Annotated in this window: 18 protein-coding genes; 10 read left to right on the forward strand and 8 right to left on the reverse strand. The window is 66.0% G+C overall.

What is annotated here, in order from left to right:
• Positions 1-52 precede the first annotated feature (52 nt).
• Together hrcA and EYB42_RS02375 are read left to right on the forward strand one after the other, a co-directional pair.
• Entirely contained in the window at positions 53-1,123 is a 1,071-nt protein-coding gene (hrcA, locus tag EYB42_RS02370) for a heat-inducible transcriptional repressor HrcA (RefSeq protein WP_135447795.1), read from the forward strand.
• Between the two features lie 19 nt (positions 1,124-1,142).
• Positions 1,143-1,685 (forward strand): nucleotide exchange factor GrpE, encoded by a 543-nt coding sequence (locus EYB42_RS02375; RefSeq protein WP_135447797.1) that lies wholly within the window; start codon positions 1,143-1,145, stop codon positions 1,683-1,685.
• Between the two features lie 50 nt (positions 1,686-1,735).
• Here EYB42_RS02375 and mutS read toward each other — a convergent pair whose 3' ends face one another.
• From mutS to rpsO, 6 genes are all read right to left on the reverse strand, one after another.
• Entirely contained in the window at positions 1,736-4,357 is a 2,622-nt protein-coding gene (mutS, locus tag EYB42_RS02380) for a DNA mismatch repair protein MutS (protein WP_135447799.1), read from the reverse strand.
• Between the two features lie 50 nt (positions 4,358-4,407).
• Complete coding sequence (locus EYB42_RS02385; protein ID WP_135447802.1) at positions 4,408-5,418, reverse strand: aldo/keto reductase; 1,011 nt, start codon at positions 5,416-5,418, stop codon at positions 4,408-4,410.
• Between the two features lie 3 nt (positions 5,419-5,421).
• Positions 5,422-6,717: an ATP-dependent protease ATPase subunit HslU gene (hslU, locus tag EYB42_RS02390; protein ID WP_135447804.1), complete on the reverse strand. Its 1,296-nt coding sequence runs from the start codon at positions 6,715-6,717 to the stop codon at positions 5,422-5,424.
• Positions 6,714-7,790, reverse strand: coding sequence for a hypothetical protein (locus tag EYB42_RS02395; protein WP_135447806.1), 1,077 nt, complete (start codon positions 7,788-7,790; stop codon positions 6,714-6,716). Before EYB42_RS02395 ends, hslU begins: the two co-directional genes overlap by 4 nt.
• Positions 7,787-8,344: an ATP-dependent protease subunit HslV gene (hslV, locus tag EYB42_RS02400; protein WP_135447808.1), complete on the reverse strand. Its 558-nt coding sequence runs from the start codon at positions 8,342-8,344 to the stop codon at positions 7,787-7,789. Before hslV ends, EYB42_RS02395 begins: the two co-directional genes overlap by 4 nt.
• Before the next feature lie 110 nt (positions 8,345-8,454).
• Entirely contained in the window at positions 8,455-8,724 is a 270-nt protein-coding gene (rpsO, locus tag EYB42_RS02405; RefSeq protein WP_135447811.1) for a 30S ribosomal protein S15, read from the reverse strand.
• A 289-nt stretch (positions 8,725-9,013) separates the two neighbouring features.
• On the opposite strand from rpsO, the gene EYB42_RS02410 reads away from it, so the two are divergent.
• Positions 9,014-10,039 (forward strand): calcium-binding protein, encoded by a 1,026-nt coding sequence (locus EYB42_RS02410; RefSeq protein WP_135447813.1) that lies wholly within the window; start codon positions 9,014-9,016, stop codon positions 10,037-10,039.
• Between the two features lie 7 nt (positions 10,040-10,046).
• Here the strand turns inward: EYB42_RS02410 and EYB42_RS02415 are convergent, their stop codons facing one another.
• A complete protein-coding gene (locus EYB42_RS02415; protein ID WP_135447815.1) occupies positions 10,047-10,547 on the reverse strand; it encodes a DUF1643 domain-containing protein in 501 nt (166 codons plus the stop codon).
• A gap of 137 nt (positions 10,548-10,684) precedes the next feature.
• Here EYB42_RS02415 and pheS point away from each other — a divergent pair, with 137 nt between their 5' ends.
• On the forward strand, positions 10,685-11,758 hold the full coding sequence (gene pheS, locus EYB42_RS02420; protein WP_449342964.1) for a phenylalanine--tRNA ligase subunit alpha: 1,074 nt from the start codon (positions 10,685-10,687) through the stop codon (positions 11,756-11,758).
• Here the strand turns inward: pheS and EYB42_RS02425 are convergent.
• Positions 11,755-12,705 (reverse strand): LysR family transcriptional regulator, encoded by a 951-nt coding sequence (locus EYB42_RS02425; protein WP_135447819.1) that lies wholly within the window; start codon positions 12,703-12,705, stop codon positions 11,755-11,757. The two genes, pheS and EYB42_RS02425, sit on opposite strands and share 4 nt — an antisense overlap.
• Positions 12,706-12,794: 89 nt before the next feature.
• On the opposite strand from EYB42_RS02425, the gene EYB42_RS02430 reads away from it, so the two are divergent.
• From EYB42_RS02430 to EYB42_RS02455, 6 genes are read left to right on the forward strand one after another with little or no spacing between them, the layout of a single operon-like run.
• Positions 12,795-13,658: a dioxygenase family protein gene (locus EYB42_RS02430; protein ID WP_135447821.1), complete on the forward strand. Its 864-nt coding sequence runs from the start codon at positions 12,795-12,797 to the stop codon at positions 13,656-13,658.
• 5 nt (positions 13,659-13,663) lie between these two features.
• Complete coding sequence (locus tag EYB42_RS02435) at positions 13,664-14,620, forward strand: VOC family protein (protein ID WP_135447823.1); 957 nt, start codon at positions 13,664-13,666, stop codon at positions 14,618-14,620.
• The gene (locus EYB42_RS02440; RefSeq protein WP_135447825.1) at positions 14,620-15,279 is read left to right on the forward strand and encodes an alpha/beta hydrolase; all 660 of its coding nucleotides are present in this window, start codon (positions 14,620-14,622) and stop codon (positions 15,277-15,279) included. The genes EYB42_RS02435 and EYB42_RS02440 overlap by 1 nt, the downstream gene beginning before the upstream one ends.
• Positions 15,276-16,337, forward strand: a complete 1,062-nt coding sequence (locus EYB42_RS02445) for a maleylacetate reductase (protein ID WP_135447827.1) — start codon at positions 15,276-15,278, stop codon at positions 16,335-16,337. Before EYB42_RS02440 ends, EYB42_RS02445 begins: the two co-directional genes overlap by 4 nt.
• A 26-nt stretch (positions 16,338-16,363) precedes the next feature.
• A complete protein-coding gene (locus EYB42_RS02450; protein ID WP_135447829.1) occupies positions 16,364-17,638 on the forward strand; it encodes an ABC transporter substrate-binding protein in 1,275 nt (424 codons plus the stop codon).
• 52 nt (positions 17,639-17,690) lie between these two features.
• Entirely contained in the window at positions 17,691-18,413 is a 723-nt protein-coding gene (locus EYB42_RS02455; protein ID WP_135447831.1) for an ABC transporter ATP-binding protein, read from the forward strand.
• Position 18,414: the final 1 nt, after the last annotated feature.

Consider the following 18,414-nt stretch of genomic DNA (forward strand, 5'->3'; position numbering starts at 1 on the left):
GCGGCCACATACGCAACCACAGACACCGGATGCAACCCCGATTGCTGAAACCATGAGCACTCCTCAGCCTATCCTGGCCGACATGAACGACCGTACGCGCGAGGTCTTCCGCCGGGTGGTCGAAGGCTACCTGGCTTCGGGCGAGCCCGTGGGGTCGCGCACCCTGACCCGAGCCATGTCCGAGAAGGTCTCCGCCGCGACTGTGCGCAACGTGATGCAGGATCTGGAATATCTTGGCCTTCTGGACAGCCCGCATGTGTCGGCGGGACGCGTGCCCACCCAACTCGGGCTGCGCATGTTCGTGGACAGCCTGCTTGAGGTCGGACAGGTCGCCCCCGAAGATCAGGAACGCATCGACGCGACCCTGGGCACCAATGACCATGACGTGACCACCCTTCTCGACGAGGTCGGCGCCGCGCTGTCGGTCATCACCCGGGGTGCAAGCGTCGTGCTTGCGCCGAAACGCGAAGCGGCGATCCGCCATATCGAGTTTGTCAGCCTCGGTCCCGATAGGGCTCTGGTGGTGCTGGTCTTTGCCGACGGCCAGGTCGAGAACCGGATCTTCACGCCGCCGCCAGGGCAGACGCCTTCATCCATGCGCGAGGCGGCGAATTTCCTGAATGCGCTTGCCGATGGGCGGACCCTGTCGGAACTTCGGGCGCGCATCACCGAAGAAATCGCGCAGCGTCGGCAAGAGATCGATTCGCTCGCGCGGGATCTGGTCGAAAGCGGCCTTGCCCTTTGGGAAAACGCCGGCGAACCGTCGGAACGGCTGATCGTGCGCGGCCGGGCGAATCTGATCAACGGGGTGGTCGATCAGGCGGAAATCGAGCGGATTCGCGTGCTGTTCGATGATCTTGAGCGCAAGCGCGACATTGCCGAGTTCCTGTCCCTGACCGAGCAGGGCGATGGTGTGCGCATCTTTATCGGGTCGGAGAACAAGCTTTTCTCACTTTCCGGTTCAAGTCTGGTGGTTTCTCCCTATATGAACGCAGATCGGAAAATCATTGGCGCGGTGGGCGTCATCGGTCCGACACGGCTGAACTACGGCCGAATCGTCCCGATTGTCGATTACACCGCCCAACTGGTGGGCCGCCTTGTCTCGGAACGGGGCAAGGGCTGACTTAGACGAGGACCATGAGATGGTGCAGGAACAAGCCGCTTCGTCGCAGGTGGAGCTGGAAGAGTTTGCGGCAACCCCCGAGGACGCCGGAGTGGACGAGCTGGAGGCCCTGAGGGCCGAGCGCGATGAATTGCGCGACAAGTTCATGCGCGCCCTGGCGGATGCCGAGAATTCCCGCAAGCGCGCCGAGCGGGACAGGAAAGAGGCCGAGATGTATGGTGGCACGCGGCTCGCGCGCGATCTTCTGCCGGTCTATGACAACCTGAACCGTGCGCTTCAGGCAATTCCCGAGGAAAGCCGCGCCGCCAGTGCCGCGCTGATCGAAGGGGTGGAGCTGACGCTGAAGGAACTGACCAACGTGATGGCCCGACACGGGGTAAAGGCAATTTCCCCCGCTGTGGGGGATACTTTCGATCCGCAGTTGCACCAGGCCATGTTCGAGGCCCCGGTGCCCGGCACCAAGGCTGGCCAGATCATCCAGGTGGCGACCGAAGGCTTCATGCTGCACGACCGTCTGCTGCGCCCGGCACAGGTCGGCGTGTCATCGAACACGGAGGAATAGGGCGAATGCCTCGCCACAGCGCACCGCCGGACGGTGCGCTGTGGCGCACCCTACACCAAACGCTTGAGTTCATAGACAAGTTTCAGGGCCTCGATGGGCGTCAACTCATCGGGGTGAACGTCTTTGAGCCGATCCTCAACTGCCGATACCCTGGGCTGCGCGGCCGGTACGGCGGGTGAAGCGGCGCGGAACAGGGGCAGGTCGTCGATCAGCGCGGTGGGCTTGCCGCCCTCGCGGTCGCCCTTTTCCAGCGCTTCGAGCACTTCGCGCGCCCGTTCGATCACGGCGGGCGGCAGCCCTGCAAGCCTGGCCACCTGCACACCATAGCTGCGGTCGGCGGCGCCTTCGCGGACCTCGTGCAGGAATATGACCTCGCCTTCCCATTCCTTCACCGTGACCGTGGCGTTCCTGACCCCAGGAAGCTTGCCGGCAAGCGCCGTCATCTCGTGGTAATGCGTTGCGAACAGCGCGCGGCAGCGGTTCACCTCGTGCAGATGTTCCAGCGTTGCCCAGGCGATCGAAAGCCCGTCATAGGTCGCGGTGCCGCGGCCGATCTCGTCCAGGATCACCAGTGCGCGGTCGTCGGCCTGGTTCAGGATCGCGGCGGTTTCCACCATCTCGACCATGAAGGTTGACCGGCCACGGGCCAGGTCGTCGGCTGCGCCCACCCGGCTGAACAGTTGCGAGACAAGCCCGATCCGGGCGGACGTGGCCGGGACATGGGAGCCGGCTTGGGCCAGAAGCGCGATCAGGGCGTTCTGGCGCAGGAAGGTGGATTTTCCCGCCATGTTCGGACCCGTCAGCAGCCAGATTGCCGGGGTTTCCGCAGGCGTCAGCGCGCAATCATTGGCGACGAAGGGCTGGCCCTCGCGCCGAAGGGCGCGCTCCACCACGGGGTGGCGGCCGCCGACCACATGAAAGGCGCGGCTGTCGTCCACCACCGGGGCGCACCAACCCTCTTCAGCGGAAAGATCGGCGAAGGCGGCGGCCAGGTCGATCTCGGCCAAGGCGCGGGCGGCCTGCGCGATAACGGCGGAATTGTCCAGAATTCGGGCTTTCAGGCCGGAATAGTGACGCTTTTCGATCTCCAGTGCGTGGTTGCCTGCGTTCAGTATCCGGGTTTCCAGATCGGACAGCGCCAGCGTGGTGAAGCGGACCTGTCCGGCGGTGGTCTGGCGGTGGATGAACAGCTCGGGCATCGAGCGCATGCGCTCTTCATGCGTGGTCGTCGTCTCGATGAAATAGCCCAGCACGTTGTTGTGCTTGATCTTCAGGCTGGCGATGCCCGTGGCCTCGACATATTCGGCCTGCATCCGGGCGATCACGCCGCGGCCCTCGTCGCGCAGGGCCCGCGTTTCATCGAGTTCGGGGTCGTAGCCTTGCGCGATATAGCCGCCGTCGCGGGCCAGAAGCGGCGGCTCGGCCACCAGCGCGCGGGTCAGCAGATCCACCAGCGCCTGATGGCCGACCAGGGCGCGGGCGGCCTCGGCCAGAAGGGGCGGGGCCTCGGCCAGAAGGGCGGCGATCTGTCCGGCCTGTTCCAGCCCCGCGCGGATCGCGGCCATGTCGCGCGGGCCGTCGCGGTCGAGCGCCAGGCGCGAGAGGGCGCGGTCGATGTCAGGAACCCGCCGCAGCGCCTCGCGCAGGCGGGCGCGCAGGGCGGGGGCTTCCAGAAGGAAGTCCAGCGCGGCCTGGCGGGAATGGATGACCTTGAGGTCAAGCGAGGGCGAGGACAGCCGCCGTTCCAGCAGACGCGCGCCGCCGGCCGTCACCGTGCGATCGATGGCCGAGAGGAGTGAGCCCTCGCGCCCGCCCGACAGCGCCTGCGTCAGTTCCAGATTGCGGCGGGTGGCGGCGTCGATCTGCATCGTGCCGCCCGACAGTTCGCGCACCGGGGGACGCAGCAGCGGCATGCGACCGCGCTGGGTGAGGTGCAGGTAGTCGACCAGCGCGCCCATGGCCGAAACCTCGGCCCGGTCGAAGCTGCCGAAGGCGTCCAGCGAGGCGACGCCGAACAGGTCGCACAGCCGCTTTTCGGCATTGGCGGAATCGAAGCTGCCCCGCGATAGCGGTGTGATCGAAACCGCATTTTCTGCCATGTTAGAGACGATTTCCCGCTCCCGCGCCTCGTTCAGCAGCAGCTCTCGGGGGGCGATGCGGGCAAGATCGGGCCCAAGGCGGGTCGGCGAGGATGGCATCACCCGGAATTCGCCGGTCGAGATGTCGGCCCAGGCCAGCGCAGCCTGATCGCGCACTTCGGAATAGGCAGCCAGGAAGTTGTGGCGACGTGCTTCCAGAAGGCTGTCCTCGGTCAGCGTGCCGGGCGTGACCAGCCGCACCACATCGCGCCGCACCACAGCCTTGGAGCCGCGCTTTTTCGCCTCGGCCGGGTCTTCCAGCTGTTCTGCGATGGCGACGCGAAAGCCCTTGCGGATCAGGGTCAGCAGGTAGCTTTCGGCCGAATGGACCGGCACGCCGCACATCGGGATCGGCTCGCCCAGATGCATCCCGCGCTTGGTCAGCGCGATGTCCAGCGCGGCAGCGGCGGCCACTGCGTCGTCGAAGAACATCTCGTAGAAATCGCCCATCCGGTAGAACAGAAGGGCGCCCGGATTCTGCGCCTTGATCTCCAGATATTGCGCCATCATCGGCGTCACGGCGTCGTCGGTCACGGTCGTCCCCCCGGGCGATGCGCCACCCTACACCGGTGGCACGGCGCCTTTCAACCGGTAGGGGCGTCCGGGTCAATCAACCCCTGCATCTTGAGGTCTTGCCAAAGTTCTGTCGGGATTGGCAGGGCCACGTTGGCCATGTTCTGCGTCACCTGCGCCGCAGAGACCGCGCCGGGAATGACAGAGACAACCGCCGGATGCAGCAGCGGAAACTGCAGCGCCGCCGCCGCAAGGGGCACGCCATGCCGCGAACAGACCGCCTCGATTGCCAGGGCTTTCGCTACCATCTCGGTGCTTGCCGGCGCATAGGCATACATCACCCCCGGCGCCGAGGGGTTGGCGAGCAAACCCGAGGCGAACGGCGCGCCGATCACCACCTTGATCCCGCGTCGCAGGCAGTCGGCCATCGGTCCGCGCAGCGCGGCCTGATCGGCCAGGGTATAGGGCATGGCGACCAGGAAGAAATCCACCTCGATCCACGGTGCAATGGCCGCGAAATCCGCCAGCGTGTTCATGCCCATGCCCACGGCAGAGATCACGCCCTCGGCCTTCAGACGGTGCAGATAGCCAAGACCCGACCCGGTCAGGTCATTCATGTGCCGGTCGAAGGCCGGTCCGTGATAGTCGCGGTCGAGGTCGTGAATGATCAGCGCATCGATGACCGGCTGGCCCAGCCGCAGCCGGCTTTGCATGAGCGATGCCTCGAAGCCTGCGGCGGAATAGTCGTAGCGGACGGCAAAGTTCAGCCCGCCTTTCCAGTTGACCCGCACGTCCTGCCCGCGCCCTGCGGGATCATAGACCCGCCCCACTTTGGTCGAGACCACCACCCGGTCGCGCGGCCAGTCCCGCATCGCCGTTCCCAGCCGATGCTCCGCGAGGCCATGGCCATACCAGGGCGCGGTGTCGAAATAGCGCACCCCGGCCTCCCAGGCCGCGGCGAAGGTTTCTGCCGCCTCGGCCTCGGAATAGGTGGCGAAGATGTTGCCCAGCGAGGCCGTTCCCATGCCGAAGCGGGGCCAGTCCGATGGGAAGGCAGGGGCAGGGGGGGCGATCACCGTCATCGGTCAGAGCACATAGCGCGAGATGTCGGCCGACCGGGCAAGGGCGCCCAGATTCGTCTCTACAAAGGCGGAATCGATGGTCACCGACTGGCCGGAACGGTCCGGGGCGTTGAAGGACAGTTCCTCGAACACCCGCTCCATCACGGTGTAAAGCCGCCGCGCGCCGATGTTCTCGACCGCCCGGTTCACCTCGGCCGCGATGCGGGCAAGCGCGGCGATCCCGTCCGGCGTGAAGGTCACCTTCACATCCTCGGTCGCCATCAGCGCGGCATATTGCCGGGTCAGGGCGTTGTCGGTTTCGGTCAGGATGCGGATGAAATCCTCCTCGGTCAGCGGCGCCAGTTCTACCCGGATCGGCAGGCGGCCCTGCAGTTCCGGCAGAAGGTCCGAGGGTTTCGCGATGTGAAAGGCGCCCGAGGCGATGAAGAGGATATGGTCGGTCTTGACCGGGCCGTGCTTCGTCGAAACGGTCGTTCCCTCGATCAGGGGCAGAAGGTCGCGCTGCACGCCTTCGCGGCTGACATCGGCACCGCGCGCGTCGGACCGGGCGCAGATCTTGTCGATCTCGTCCAGAAAGACGATGCCGTTTTCCTGCACCGCCTCCAGCGCGGCGGTGCGCACCGCCTCGTCGTCCAGAAGCTTGTCGGCCTCCTGTCCGATCAGCACGTCATAGCTTTGCGCCACCGTCATCCGCTTGCGGCTGGTGCGGCCGCCGAAGGCCTTGAACAGATCCTGCAAGCCCTGCATCTGGCTTTCCATTCCGGGCATCCCGAAGCCAAGGGGCATGGGTGAGGCATCGGCCACGTCGATCTCGATCAAGGTGTTGTCCAGTTCGCCCCGCTTCAGCTTGGCGCGGAACATCTCGCGGGTCTGTTCTCGCGCATCCTTGCCGGCCAGTGCCTCGATCACCCGGTCCTCGGCAGCCCTGTGGGCGCGGGCCTTCACATCCTCGCGCATCCGGGCGCGGGTATCGCTCATCGCCACATCGACCAGATCGCGGATGATCGAATCCACGTCGCGCCCGACATAGCCGACCTCGGTGAACTTGGTGGCCTCGACCTTCAGGAACGGTGCCTTGGCCAGTTTCGCCAGGCGGCGGCTGATCTCGGTCTTGCCCACGCCGGTCGGGCCGATCATCAGGATGTTCTTCGGATAGACCTCATCGCGCAGATCATCGCCCAACCGCTTGCGCCGCCAGCGGTTGCGCAGGGCGACGGCAACGGCGCGCTTGGCCTCTTTCTGGCCGATGATGAAGCGGTCAAGTTCCGAGACGATCTCGCGCGGGGTCAGGTCGGTCATTCGGTGCTCCCATAGGGTGGCAGGCGGGATTTGCCGGGAAAGTCGGGCAGGGCGCGCAACACGGTGGCGCGCAGTTGCATCCACCAGGTGCCGATGGCGGTGATCAGGCCGCCAAGGGCGATCAGGATGAAGGCCCAGGTGCCGAAATCGCCCCGGTCGCCGATCACCCAGGCGATGACCAGCGCGATATAGGCAATGGCGGCGGTCAGGAAGGACCGCCGGTCGATGATCAGGGCCAGCAGGGTGATGATGACCAGGGCGACGATCAGCAACCCGATCCCGCCGGCGCCGCCGGTGTTATAGAGGGTCAGCGCCACCGTGTTCACCAGCGCGGGCGCGGCCAGCATGTGCAGCCAGAAGGCGGTGGCGGCGTGCCGGCCCAGCCGGTGCGGGTCGCGGGTGTCGAACCACATGGCGACAAGGAAGGCGACGATGCCGAACAGCAGGGTTGCGGTGGCGAACTGCGGGCTTTCGCGAAGGTCGAAGAACCCGCCCATGCCACCCCGGCTACCCGCCACGAAACCGCCCAGCGAATCGACCGAGGCGGTCATGGTGTAGATCGCCCCCAGCACGAAAAGCCCCAGGATGAAGGCCGAAAACGGCAGCCGGAACCGGCGATACCAGGCCGACATGCCCAGGGCCGACAGGACGAAGGCCACCACGACCACGCTGCGCAGCGGCAGGTCTGCCTGGCCCAGCACGGTGATCGCCGACAGGTAGATGCCGGCCCCGAAGGCCGAAGCCAGCACCATCGACGGCAGGTTCATCCGCCGCTTGAGGGTGAAGTATCCGGCCCACCACCAGCAGATACCGGCGCAGATCAGCGGCAGGACCGTCATCAGCGCCACGCCGCCGAACCAGGCGAGCATGGCCGCGATCCCGGACAGAAGGATGACCAGGCCGATCGAGACGAAGATTTCGGAAAAGCCCCGGAAGAATTCGAATGGCTCGTCTTCGGCGGGAAGTGCGGCACGTTTGCCCAGACGGTCATTGGCCAGCGCGGTCAGCGACGCCGCCTGTGCCTCGGTCAGGATGCCGGCGGCGACGGCGGCGCGAAGATCCTCGGGCGTCATTTCCGGATCGTCTCCACGGTCAGGTTGCCGTTGGTATAGACGCAGATGTCGGCGGCAATGGCCATGGCGCGGCGGGCGATCTCCTCGGCGGGCATGTCCGTGGCCATCAGGCCCCGTGCTGCGGCCAGCGCGAAGTTGCCGCCCGATCCTATGGCGGCCACGTCATGTTCCGGCTCCAGCACGTCGCCTGCGCCGGTGATCACGAACAGGTCGGCGCCGTCGGTGACGATCAGCATGGCTTCAAGGTTGCGCAGGTATTTGTCCATCCGCCAGTCCTTGGCCAGATCGACGCAGGCGCGGGCCAGCTGGCCCGGGGCGGCCTCGAGCTTCTTTTCCAGTCGCTCCAGCAGGGTGAAGGCATCGGCGGTAGATCCTGCGAACCCCGCCACGACCGGATGCCCGCCGGGATTCAGCCGCCGAACCTTGCGGGCGGTCCCCTTGATCACGGTCTGCCCAAGGGAAACCTGCCCATCGCCTGCGACCACCACCTCGCCGCCGCGGCGGACCGCAAGGATCGTGGTGCCGTGCCAGCCGGGGAACTTGTCTTCGGCCATTGGACCCTCCGTTTTTCCCTATATGGCCGGGGTCGGGGGTCACCTCAAGTCAGGCAAAGCAAAACGCCCGCGCGGGTGGCGCGGGCGTTCCGTTTTCCTTGCCGAAGGCCTTAGCGGCGCAGGCCCAGGCGCGAGATCAGCGAGGCATAGCGCGCCTCGTCCTTCTTCTTCAGGTAGTCCAGCAGCTTGCGGCGCTGGGCGACCAGCATCAGAAGGCCACGACGCGAATGGTTGTCGTTCTTGTGGCCCTTGAAATGCTCGGTCAGCGTGGCGATGCGCGACGACAGGATCGCGACCTGCACTTCGGGCGAACCGGTGTCGCCTTCCTTGGTCGCGTATTCCTTGATCAGACGGGCTTTTTCTTCAACGGTGATCGACATCGGGGTCTCCTTTGCAAAGGGTCATGGCACAAGCCGGGATGTCGTCCAGCAGGGCCCTTGGAGGGGGGTCCGCCTTCGGGGCGGATGCGGGCCTATAAGCGGATTCGCGAAGGAAGGAAAGGGTTTGCGCAGCCAAGGCCTTCAGAGACGATTAACCTGGACCGGAGATTTCCTGCGAGGCCGCTTCTGAATCAGGGGCAGTCATGCTAGGAATCGGCAGGTTTTCCTAATCTTATCTTATGGTTAACGAAAGCGCGGATCAACGGCGCCGTGACCTGGGGGTGACATCGTGCTGACGCTTTTCGGACTGCTCGGGATTCTTGCCGCGGGCCTTGCGGCGGATGCAATCCTTTCCGGCCGCGACCCATCGGGGCCGGAAGACTCCGGCGAAGGGGATGGCAGCCTCGGGCCGGACAGCACACCGATGGAACAGGGCCTTCTCGACCGGATCGCCGGTCCCGAACCGATGATCGATGGGAACCCCGTTTCCGGCGATCTCAAGGCAGACCCGCCGGTTGATCTCTGGCTTGGGGGCGGGGCGGAAGGCGACCTTCTGTCCAGCGGTGATGGCAATGACACGGTCGAAGGCCGGGGTGGGGGCGACCTGATCGACGCCCGCGCCGGTGATGATCTTGTCGAAGCCGGCGAAGGCAACGATGCCGTCTGGGCGGGGGCCGGGGACGACACGGTTCACGGCGGCGCCGGGAACGACACGGTGGACGCCCAGGATGGCGACAACCTTGTGTTCGGCGGGTCCGGTTCTGATTCGCTTTCGGGCCATTTCGGGAATGACACGATGTTCGGTGGCGACGGGGCCGATACGCTTCTGGGCGGCGCCGGGGATGATGTCCTCGATGGCGGGGAAGGGGATGATTGGCTTGCCGGCGGCGAGGGTCACGACACCCTGGCCGGGGGGGCGGGATCAGACATCCTTGACGGCGGTGCCGGCGATGACTGGCTGTCCGGCCTGCAAGGCGAAGCGGGCAAGGGCATGCCGGATTTTCTGAACGGCGGCCAGGGCAGGGATACGCTGCTTCTCGGTCCCGGCGATCACGGCCATGGCGGGGCCGACGAAGACGCCATCATTCTGCACGATTGGCCGGGTGAAGGCGAGGTGGCGCATGTATCCGATTACAGTGCCGCGCAGGACAGGCTGGTGATCGTCTACGACCCGGCCATTCATCCCGAACCCCGCCTCAGCCTTTTGGTCGGCGAGGGCGGCAATGGCAGCACGCTTTACCTGGACGGCCACCCCCTTGCGGTGATTCGGGGCGATGCGGTGAACTTGGCCGACGTGATCCTGGAAAGGGCCTGATCGGGCGCTACCAGGGTTCGGGCTTCTGGTCATAGGCGACATACAGGGGGTGGCGCGGCTGCCCCTGGCCCGTCAGGCCCAGGTGCGTCAGCCGGGCGCCGGCACCGCGCAGCATCGATTCGACCACCGCCCCGCGGTTCATGTGCAAACCATGGTTTCCCCAGGCGCATACCACCGCATCGGCCCAGCTCAGGCTTTTCAGGATCGCGGCGTCATTCTCTGGCCCCACCGGGTCGGGTTCCGCCCGCATCACCCTTGGGTCGGTTGCGCGGAATGCAAAGATGTTTGTCACCCTGAACGCCCCGAACCCCAGCGCCCGGGCCCGCCGTTCGCAGCGTTCGACCGTGGGATCGTTCTGCATCTCGGTCGCGGTCGAAGGGTTGAGCATGATGAACAGCGCCTTCGGCCCATCCTGCCAGGTTCGCGTCAGAAGATAGCGGTAGCGTTCGCAATCCGAATAGACGGCCTCGGATACTGCATCACCTTTCGTGAAGCCGCGCGTGATCATCGCCCCGATCCTTCGCAGGCCCGCCGTGGCCTGCACCGGCTGGTGATAGGCCTGCCCTGCCCTGCCCGCAAGCCTTGCATCGCTGGTCCTTCCCCGCTAGCACGGGGCCGCATCCTTTGGAGAAGACGATGGACGGGATCGACACGCTTCGGGGCAAATATCTCTCCGCCATCGCCGGCGCCGCCGACGAGGCCGCGCTGGAAGAGGTCCGTGTTGCCGCCCTGGGCAAGAAGGGCGAGATCAGCGCCCTGATGGCGACGCTGGGCAGGATGGAGCCCGAGGCACGGAAGGCCGCCGGTGCCAGTCTGAACGCCCTGAAGGACGAGATCGACGCCGCGCTGCGTGCCCGCAAGACCGCGCTGGCCGATGCCGCGCTGGACGAGCGGCTGAAGGCGGAATGGCTGGACGTGACCCTGCCTGGGCGTCCCCGCCGCACGGGCACAATCCATCCCGTTTCCCGCGTGATGGAGGAACTGACGGCGATCTTCGCCGACATGGGATTTTCGGTTGCCGAAGGACCGCAGGTCGAAAGCGACTGGTACAACTTCGACGCGCTGAACATTCCGCCGGAACATCCTGCCCGGCAGGAACATGACACGTTCTTCATGCACCGCGCACCCGGCGATAACCGCGCGCCCCACGTCTTGCGCACCCACACCAGTCCCGTGCAGATCCGCGCGTTGATGGAACGCGGCGCCCCCCTGCGTGTCATCGCGCCGGGCCGCGTCTACCGGATGGACATGGACCAGACCCACACCCCGATGTTCCACCAGGTTGAAGGTCTGGCCATCGACCGGGACATCAGCATGGCCAACCTGAAATGGTGCCTGGAAGAATTCTGCCGCGCCTTCTTCGAGGTGGACAAGGTCGAACTGCGGTTCCGCGCCAGCCACTTCCCCTTCACCGAACCTTCGGCCGAGGTGGATATCCGCTACTCCAACGTAGGTGGCCAGCTGAGGATCGGCGAAGGCGACAAGTGGATGGAAATCCTGGGTTCCGGCATGGTGCATCCCAAGGTGCTTCAGGCAGCCGGCGTCGATCCGACCCAGTGGCAGGGCTTCGCCTTCGGCATGGGCATCGACCGCATTGCCATGCTGAAATACGGCATCCCCGACCTGCGTGCCTTTTTCGAATCCGACCTGCGCTGGCTGCGCCACTATGGCTTCAGTCCGCTGGACGTGCCGGATCTGGCAGGCGGCCTCAGCACCTAACGCCGCCAGACCACGGCGTTTTCGTGTCGCAGGATCATCTGCTGCATCTGCTGGAACGACTGCACCACGAAATCGGCAAAGACGGCGGCGGCCGGGTTCCTGGGCATGCCCGCCAGCTTCAGGATGCCCAGGTGCCGCTGCGGCTGCGGAATATCCACCGGCAGAACTGCAATGGCATGCTGCTTGCGTTCGGCAAACCAGACCGAAAACGGCAGCACGGCCAGCGCATCGGTTTCGATCAGGTAGTTGATGACGCTGAGAAGCGAGCCGCCCGAATAGCGGATGTCCAGCTCCAGCGACCCAAGCGACGACCGGATGGCGAACAGGTCGGCCAGCAGCGGCGACCCCGGCAGGGGCGCGACCCAGGGGTAGCGGCCCAGATCGCCGGTCGTCAGCCGCTTGGTGCGCTGAAGGGGATGGCCGGTCCGGCAGCAGACCACGTTGCGCGCGGCGAGGATCGGGGTGAACTCCAGCCCCTCCGGCTCTCCCGAGGTGCCAAGTGGCACGATCCCCAGGTCAAGCTGGTCGGCGCGCAGGCCGGTTCCGACCTCTGACAGGTTGCCGTAGCTTTGTTCGAAATCCACGTCGGGGTGCTGGTTCTGGAACGCGGCGATGATCCGGCTGATCATCGCATCCATGAAGAAGGGCACACCGCCAACCCGCACCAGCCCCCGCGTGCCGCGCAACAGGCTTTGCACCGCTTCGGCCGCGCGGCGGCTTTCGGCCAGGATCCGGCGGCCATGCGCGGCAAGCTGCATGCCCAGCGGCGTTGCCTGCAACGGCCTGCGTCCGCGGACGAACAGCGGCTTGCCGACCCGCGCCTCAAGCTGGGCCAGCGACCGCGACAGCGCCGGCTGCGACAGGCCCAACGCCAGCGCGCCCTTGCTGACGCTACCGGCATCGACAACGGCAGACAGCTGGATCAGGTGCGCCTCGCTCAGTTTCATAACAGAATGATATATTGATCTTCCGAAAAGTCATCTGCCAGTCTGCCGCGCCCCTCTAGCTTGCATGGTGCGAGGGGGGAGGTCTGGCGATGGACGGGCAGGGCGGATCATCCGAAGGGCAGGCGGTGGCAGCCGAACTGCGCCGCCGCCTTGCGGCAGCGCCGCCGGGCCGTCTGGGCGAGGCTGTGCGCCAGATTGTCGATCATGCCTTCCAGATCGTCGCCACGCTGAAGCCGACCCCGGCAGAGCTGGACGCCTTCGTGCAGTTCCTCACTGATGTTGGCTATGCCACCGATGCAAGACGGCAGGAATGGGTGCTGCTGGCCGATGTCTTCGGCCTGTCGGATGGCGTGCTTTGCAAGGATCGGCCAGGCACCACGCCCGGCACGCTGCCCGGTCCCTTCTACCGCGCCGACGCGCCCAACCTGCCACTTGGGGTCAACCTCTGCCGCAATGGCGACGGACAACCCCTGTCGGTGACGGGCCGGGTGACAAACCTTTCCGGGGAACCGCTGGCCGGCGCCCTGGTCGAGGTCTGGCATGCCAATGCCGCCGGTCGCTACGAAAACCAGGATCCCGACAATCAGCCCGAGCACAACCTGCGCGGTCGCTTCATCACCGATGCCGCCGGGGCATTCCACTTCACCACGATCCGCCCCGGTGGCTACAGCCTGCCCGATGACGGGCCAGTCGGGCAGCTTGCCCGCAAGCTTGGCCTGTCGCTCGACCGGCCTGCCCACATCCATTTCGCCGTCACCGCGCCGGGATACCGCCGCCTTGTCACGGCGATCTTCGACGGCAGCGATCCGGCGATCGGCCGCGATGCGCTTTTTGCCGTCAAGCCCGAGCTCATCGGCACCATCCGACCCGAAGGCCCGGCCTTCACCCTTAGCGTCGCCCTGGTTCTCGACCGGGACGACACCCCGCAACCCACCCAGGACCAGAGGGGATGACCAGCATGGCCCTAGTCTCCGGCTATCACCACCTGACCATGAGCACGCACGGCGTGCAGGAAGACTATGACTTCTACACCAAGGGGCTTGGCCTCTACTCGATCAAGCGGACGGTGCTGTTCGACGGCGTCCTGCCGGTCTATCATTTGTACTATGGCTCGCCTGCGGGCGACGCCTCGACCATCATCACCACCTTTCCGTTCAAGAAGCCGGGCATTTTCGGGCGCCGCGGCACGAACCAGAGCCGGACGATCATGCAGTCGATCCCGGTCGGCGCGGCCGACTTCTGGGTGGACCGCCTGAACGGCATGGGCATCCCGGCGGTCAAGGGCGAACGTTTCGGTCTGACCCGCGTCAGCTTTGCCCATCCCTGCGGCATTCCGCATGAACTGGTGGAAAACCCCGACGATACCCGCACCCCGATCGCCAACCCGGCACAGGGCGTGTCGGCTGCTCATGGCATCCGCGGCATCTACGGCGGTGCGGTCGCCGTGATGGATGCGGGCACGATGGAGGAATTCCTGGAACACGGCATGCAGTTTCGCCGCGAAGGCAGCGACGACAGGGGCAGCATGTGGATCGTGCCGGAAGACAACGGCCTGTATTCTGCGCTGGAAATCGTGATCGACCGCGACAGCCCGCAGGGCACCTGGACGCTGGCGGGCGGCACGATCCACCACCTGGCCTTCAACACCGGGAACGAGGAAAACCAGTATGCCCTGAAGGCCCGGCTGGAGGGCATGGGCTACACGGACGTCAGCGAACAGAAGGACCGCAACTACTTCAAGTCGATGTACATGCGGTCGCCGGGAGGGGCGCTGTTCGAACTCGCCTGGACCGTGACGGAAGGCTGGGCCAAGGACGAACCCGCCGACGCCATCGGCAAGAGCCTGGTGTTCCCGCCCTGGTTCCAGGACCGGCGTGCCGAGATGGAAGCGGGTCTGGAACCGGCACAATTCTGATGCCGGGTGTTGCCGAGATCGTCTCTCTGGGTGCGGCGCCCGACCGGGCGAAGGTGCTGTGCGTCTTCGTCCATGGTCGCGGCCAGTCGCCCGAAGAGATGGAGGCGGCGGTCATCCGCCGCCTGACCTTGTGTGACGTGGCCTTTGCCCTGCCGCGCGCCGAGGGGAAAAGCTGGTATGCTGCCCGGGCGGTCGATCCGCTGACCGACGCCACCCGGGAAGACCTGGCGATGTCTCTGGACGGTCTTGCACGGGCGATATCCGGCCTGCGTGCCCATGCTCCGGGCTTGCCCCTGCTGCTGGCCGGTTTCAGCCAGGGCGCCTGCCTGTCGCTGGAACATGTCTGCACCGGCAAAGAGTTGCCCGACGCCGTTGTGGCCCTTACCGGTTGCCGCGTTGGTCTTTCGGGCGACGACCGACCCGCAAGCCTGCCATCCGGCCTGCCTGTCTATCTGTCGGCAGGCGATGCGGATCCCTGGATTCCGGTTCAGGCATTCGCCGAGGCTGCGGCCGAGCTTGGCCGTGCCGGGGCAAGGCTTCGGTGCGATGTGTTCCCCGGTCGCCCGCACGAGGTGTCAGACGCAGAAATCGCCATGTTAGAGACTGTTCTGATTGATCTTGCCGCCGGACGCTCTCCGGCCATGGGGGCGGCGCGATGACCCGGCCCTTCGTCTTTCCCGGCCTTTCGACCCGGGTTGTCTTTGGCCACGGCACCTTGGCGCAGGTGCCCGATGAAGTCGCCCGTCTGGGCCATTCCCGCGCGTTGATTCTGTCCACCCCGCATCAGCAGGCCGAAGCGCAGGCCTTGGCCGACAGGCTGGGCGACAAGGCTGCCGGCATCTTTGCCGGTGCCGCGATGCATACCCCGGTCGAGGTGACCGAACAGGCGATCGCCGCCTTCCGCGCGGCAAGGGCGGATTGTGTCGTATCGCTGGGCGGCGGCTCGACCACGGGTCTGGGCAAGGCCATTGCCGTCCGCACCGGGGCGGATCAGCTGGTGATCCCCACCACCTATGCCGGTTCGGAAATGACCGACATCCTGGGCGAAACCGCGGGTGGAGAGAAGACCACCCGCCGCGACCCGGCGATCCGGCCCGAGGTCGTGGTCTATGACGTGGATCTGACCCTGACCCTGCCGGTGGCGCTGACCGTGACCTCGGCGCTGAACGCCATCGCCCACGCGATGGAGGGCTTCTATGCCCCCGACCGCCACCCGATCACCGAGGCGCTGTCGCGCGATGCGATGGTCGCCTTCCGCGATGCGCTGCCGGTTCTGATCGAGGATCCTGTAAACGGGGAAGCCCGCGCCAGGGCGCTTTATGCGGCCTGGGGCTGCTCGGTGACACTCGGCCATGTCACCATGGCGCTGCACCACAAGCTGGCGCATGTGCTGGGCGGAAGCTTCGGCCTGCCGCATGCCGAAACCCACGCGGTGCTGTTGCCCCACACCACCGCCTACAACGAAGCTGCCGTGGGTGGCCTTCTGGCCCCGATTGCCGATACCTTCGGCCATGGCAGCGCGGGCGCCGGGCTTTGGCATTTTGCCAAGGCGGTGAACGCGCCGCTGCGTCTGGCCGACCTTGGGATGACCGAGGCCGACCTCGATCGCGCGGCCGAGATCGCCACCCGGAATCCATACGCAAATCCACGCCCCGTCAGCCGGGACGGCATCCGCCAACTGCTGCAACAGGCCTGGGATGGGCAATGCCCCGCATGACAGGCAACCAAGAGGGAGGAACGATAATGCTTACCAGACGGAAATTCCTGCGCACCAGCGCCGCCACCGGCCTTGCCGCCACGGCGCCGGGCCTGTTCGCCCCTGCCATCGCACAGGGGGCCAAGATCCGCATCGGCTATGTCAGCCCGCAATCCGGCCCGCTGGCCGGCTTTGCCGAAAGCGACAGCTACAACATCGCCAGCTTCCTTGCGACCGAGGTCGGCCAGAATTTCCAGGTCATCGTCAAGGACAGCCAGTCCGACCCGAACCGCGCCGCCGCCGTGGCCAAGGAACTGATCGTCAACGACGAGATCAACCTGATGGTCGTCGCCTCGACGCCCGAGACGACGAACCCCGTCGCCACAACCTGCGAGGCGGAGGGGATGCCCGTCATCTCGACCAAGGCGCCCTGGCAGCCCTGGTTCATCGGCCAGCAGGGCAACCCCGGCGACCCGGCCTCGTGGAAGCCCTTCGACTTCGCCTTCCACTATTTCTGGGGGCTGGAGGACGTGATCGCCGTCTTCCTGAACATGTGGAACCAGCTTGACACCAACAAGCAGGTCGGCGGCCTGTTCCCGAACGATGGCGACGGCAACGCCTGGGGCGACCCGAACGTGGGTGTCGGCCCCGGTTTCGCGGCGCAGGGCTATTCCCTCACCGATCCGGGCCGCTACCAGAACCTGACCGACGATTTCACAGCACAGATCAACGCCTTCAAGGCGGCGAACTGCGACATCGTCACCGGCGTCGTGATCCCGCCCGACTTCACCACCTTCCGCAACCAGTCGCTGCAACAGGGCTTCAACCCGAAGATCATCACCGTGGCCAAGGCCATCCTGTTCCCGCAGTCGGTCGAGGCCCTGGGCGAGGCCGGGCACAACCTCTCGTCCGAGGTGTGGTGGAGCGCGCAGCACCCGTTCAAGTCCTCGCTCACCGGCCAGTCCTGCGCCGACCTTGCCGCCGACTACACGGCGAAGTCGGGCCGGCCCTGGACCCAGCCGATCGGCTTTGTCCATTCCCTGTTCGAGGTCGCCTCGAACGTCATGGGCCGCGTCGAAGACGTGACCGATGCCGAGGCGGTCGCAGCGGCGATTGCCGCGACCGACATGGACACGATGGTTGGCAAGGTGGCCTGGAACGGCGCCGGCGTGCCACCTTTCGCCGCCACCAACGTATGCAAGACCCCGCTGGTTGGCGGCCAGTGGCGGCGGAAGGACGACGGCACCTTCGACCTTGTCATCGTCGACAACCAGACCGCGCCGGAGATTCCGGCTGCTGGCCAGATGGAGGCGCTGGCCTGATCTTGTTGGCCCCCGGGACTTCTTCCCGGGGGCCACCCTGGCCACATTCAGCATGACCGACGTCCTGACGCTTTCCAATGTCTCGAAAAGCTTCGGTGCCCTGAAGGTGACCGATGACGTCAGCCTTTCTGTGCCGAAGGGCCAGGCGCTGGGCATCATCGGGCCGAACGGGGCGGGGAAATCGACGCTCTTCAACCTGATAACCGGCAATATCCTCGCCGATGCGGGCACGGTCACGCTCCTGGGCCGCGACGTGACCCGCAGCCCGGCGATGACCCGGGTCCGCATGGGCTTGGGCCGCAGCTTCCAGATCCCCCAGCCCTTCGAGGGGCTGACGGTGTTCGAGAACCTGCTGACCGCCGCCGCCTACGGCCAGAACAAGCACGAGGCCGAGGTGACCGACCATTGCGTCGCGGTCCTGCGCGATACCGAACTCTTGCCCAAGGCCAACCAGCTGGCCGGCAGCCTGTCCCTGCTCGATCGCAAGCGGCTGGAACTGGCCCGCGCCATGGCCACCGGGCCGGAGCTTCTGCTTCTCGATGAAATCGCCGGCGGCCTGACCGAAGGCGAATGTCAGGCGCTGATCGCCACGATCCGGGGTCTGCACGCGCAAGGCATCACGATCATCTGGATCGAACATGTCCTGCACGCGCTGACATCAGTCGTGGAACGGCTGCTGGTCCTGGACTTCGGCCGCGTCATCGGGATCGGCGAGCCCGACGCGATCATGGCCTCGAAAGAGGTGCGCGAGATCTATCTGGGGATGGAGGTCTGAC

The organism is Tabrizicola caldifontis (assembly GCF_004762095.1).
Lineage (GTDB): Bacteria > Pseudomonadota > Alphaproteobacteria > Rhodobacterales > Rhodobacteraceae > Tabrizicola > Tabrizicola caldifontis.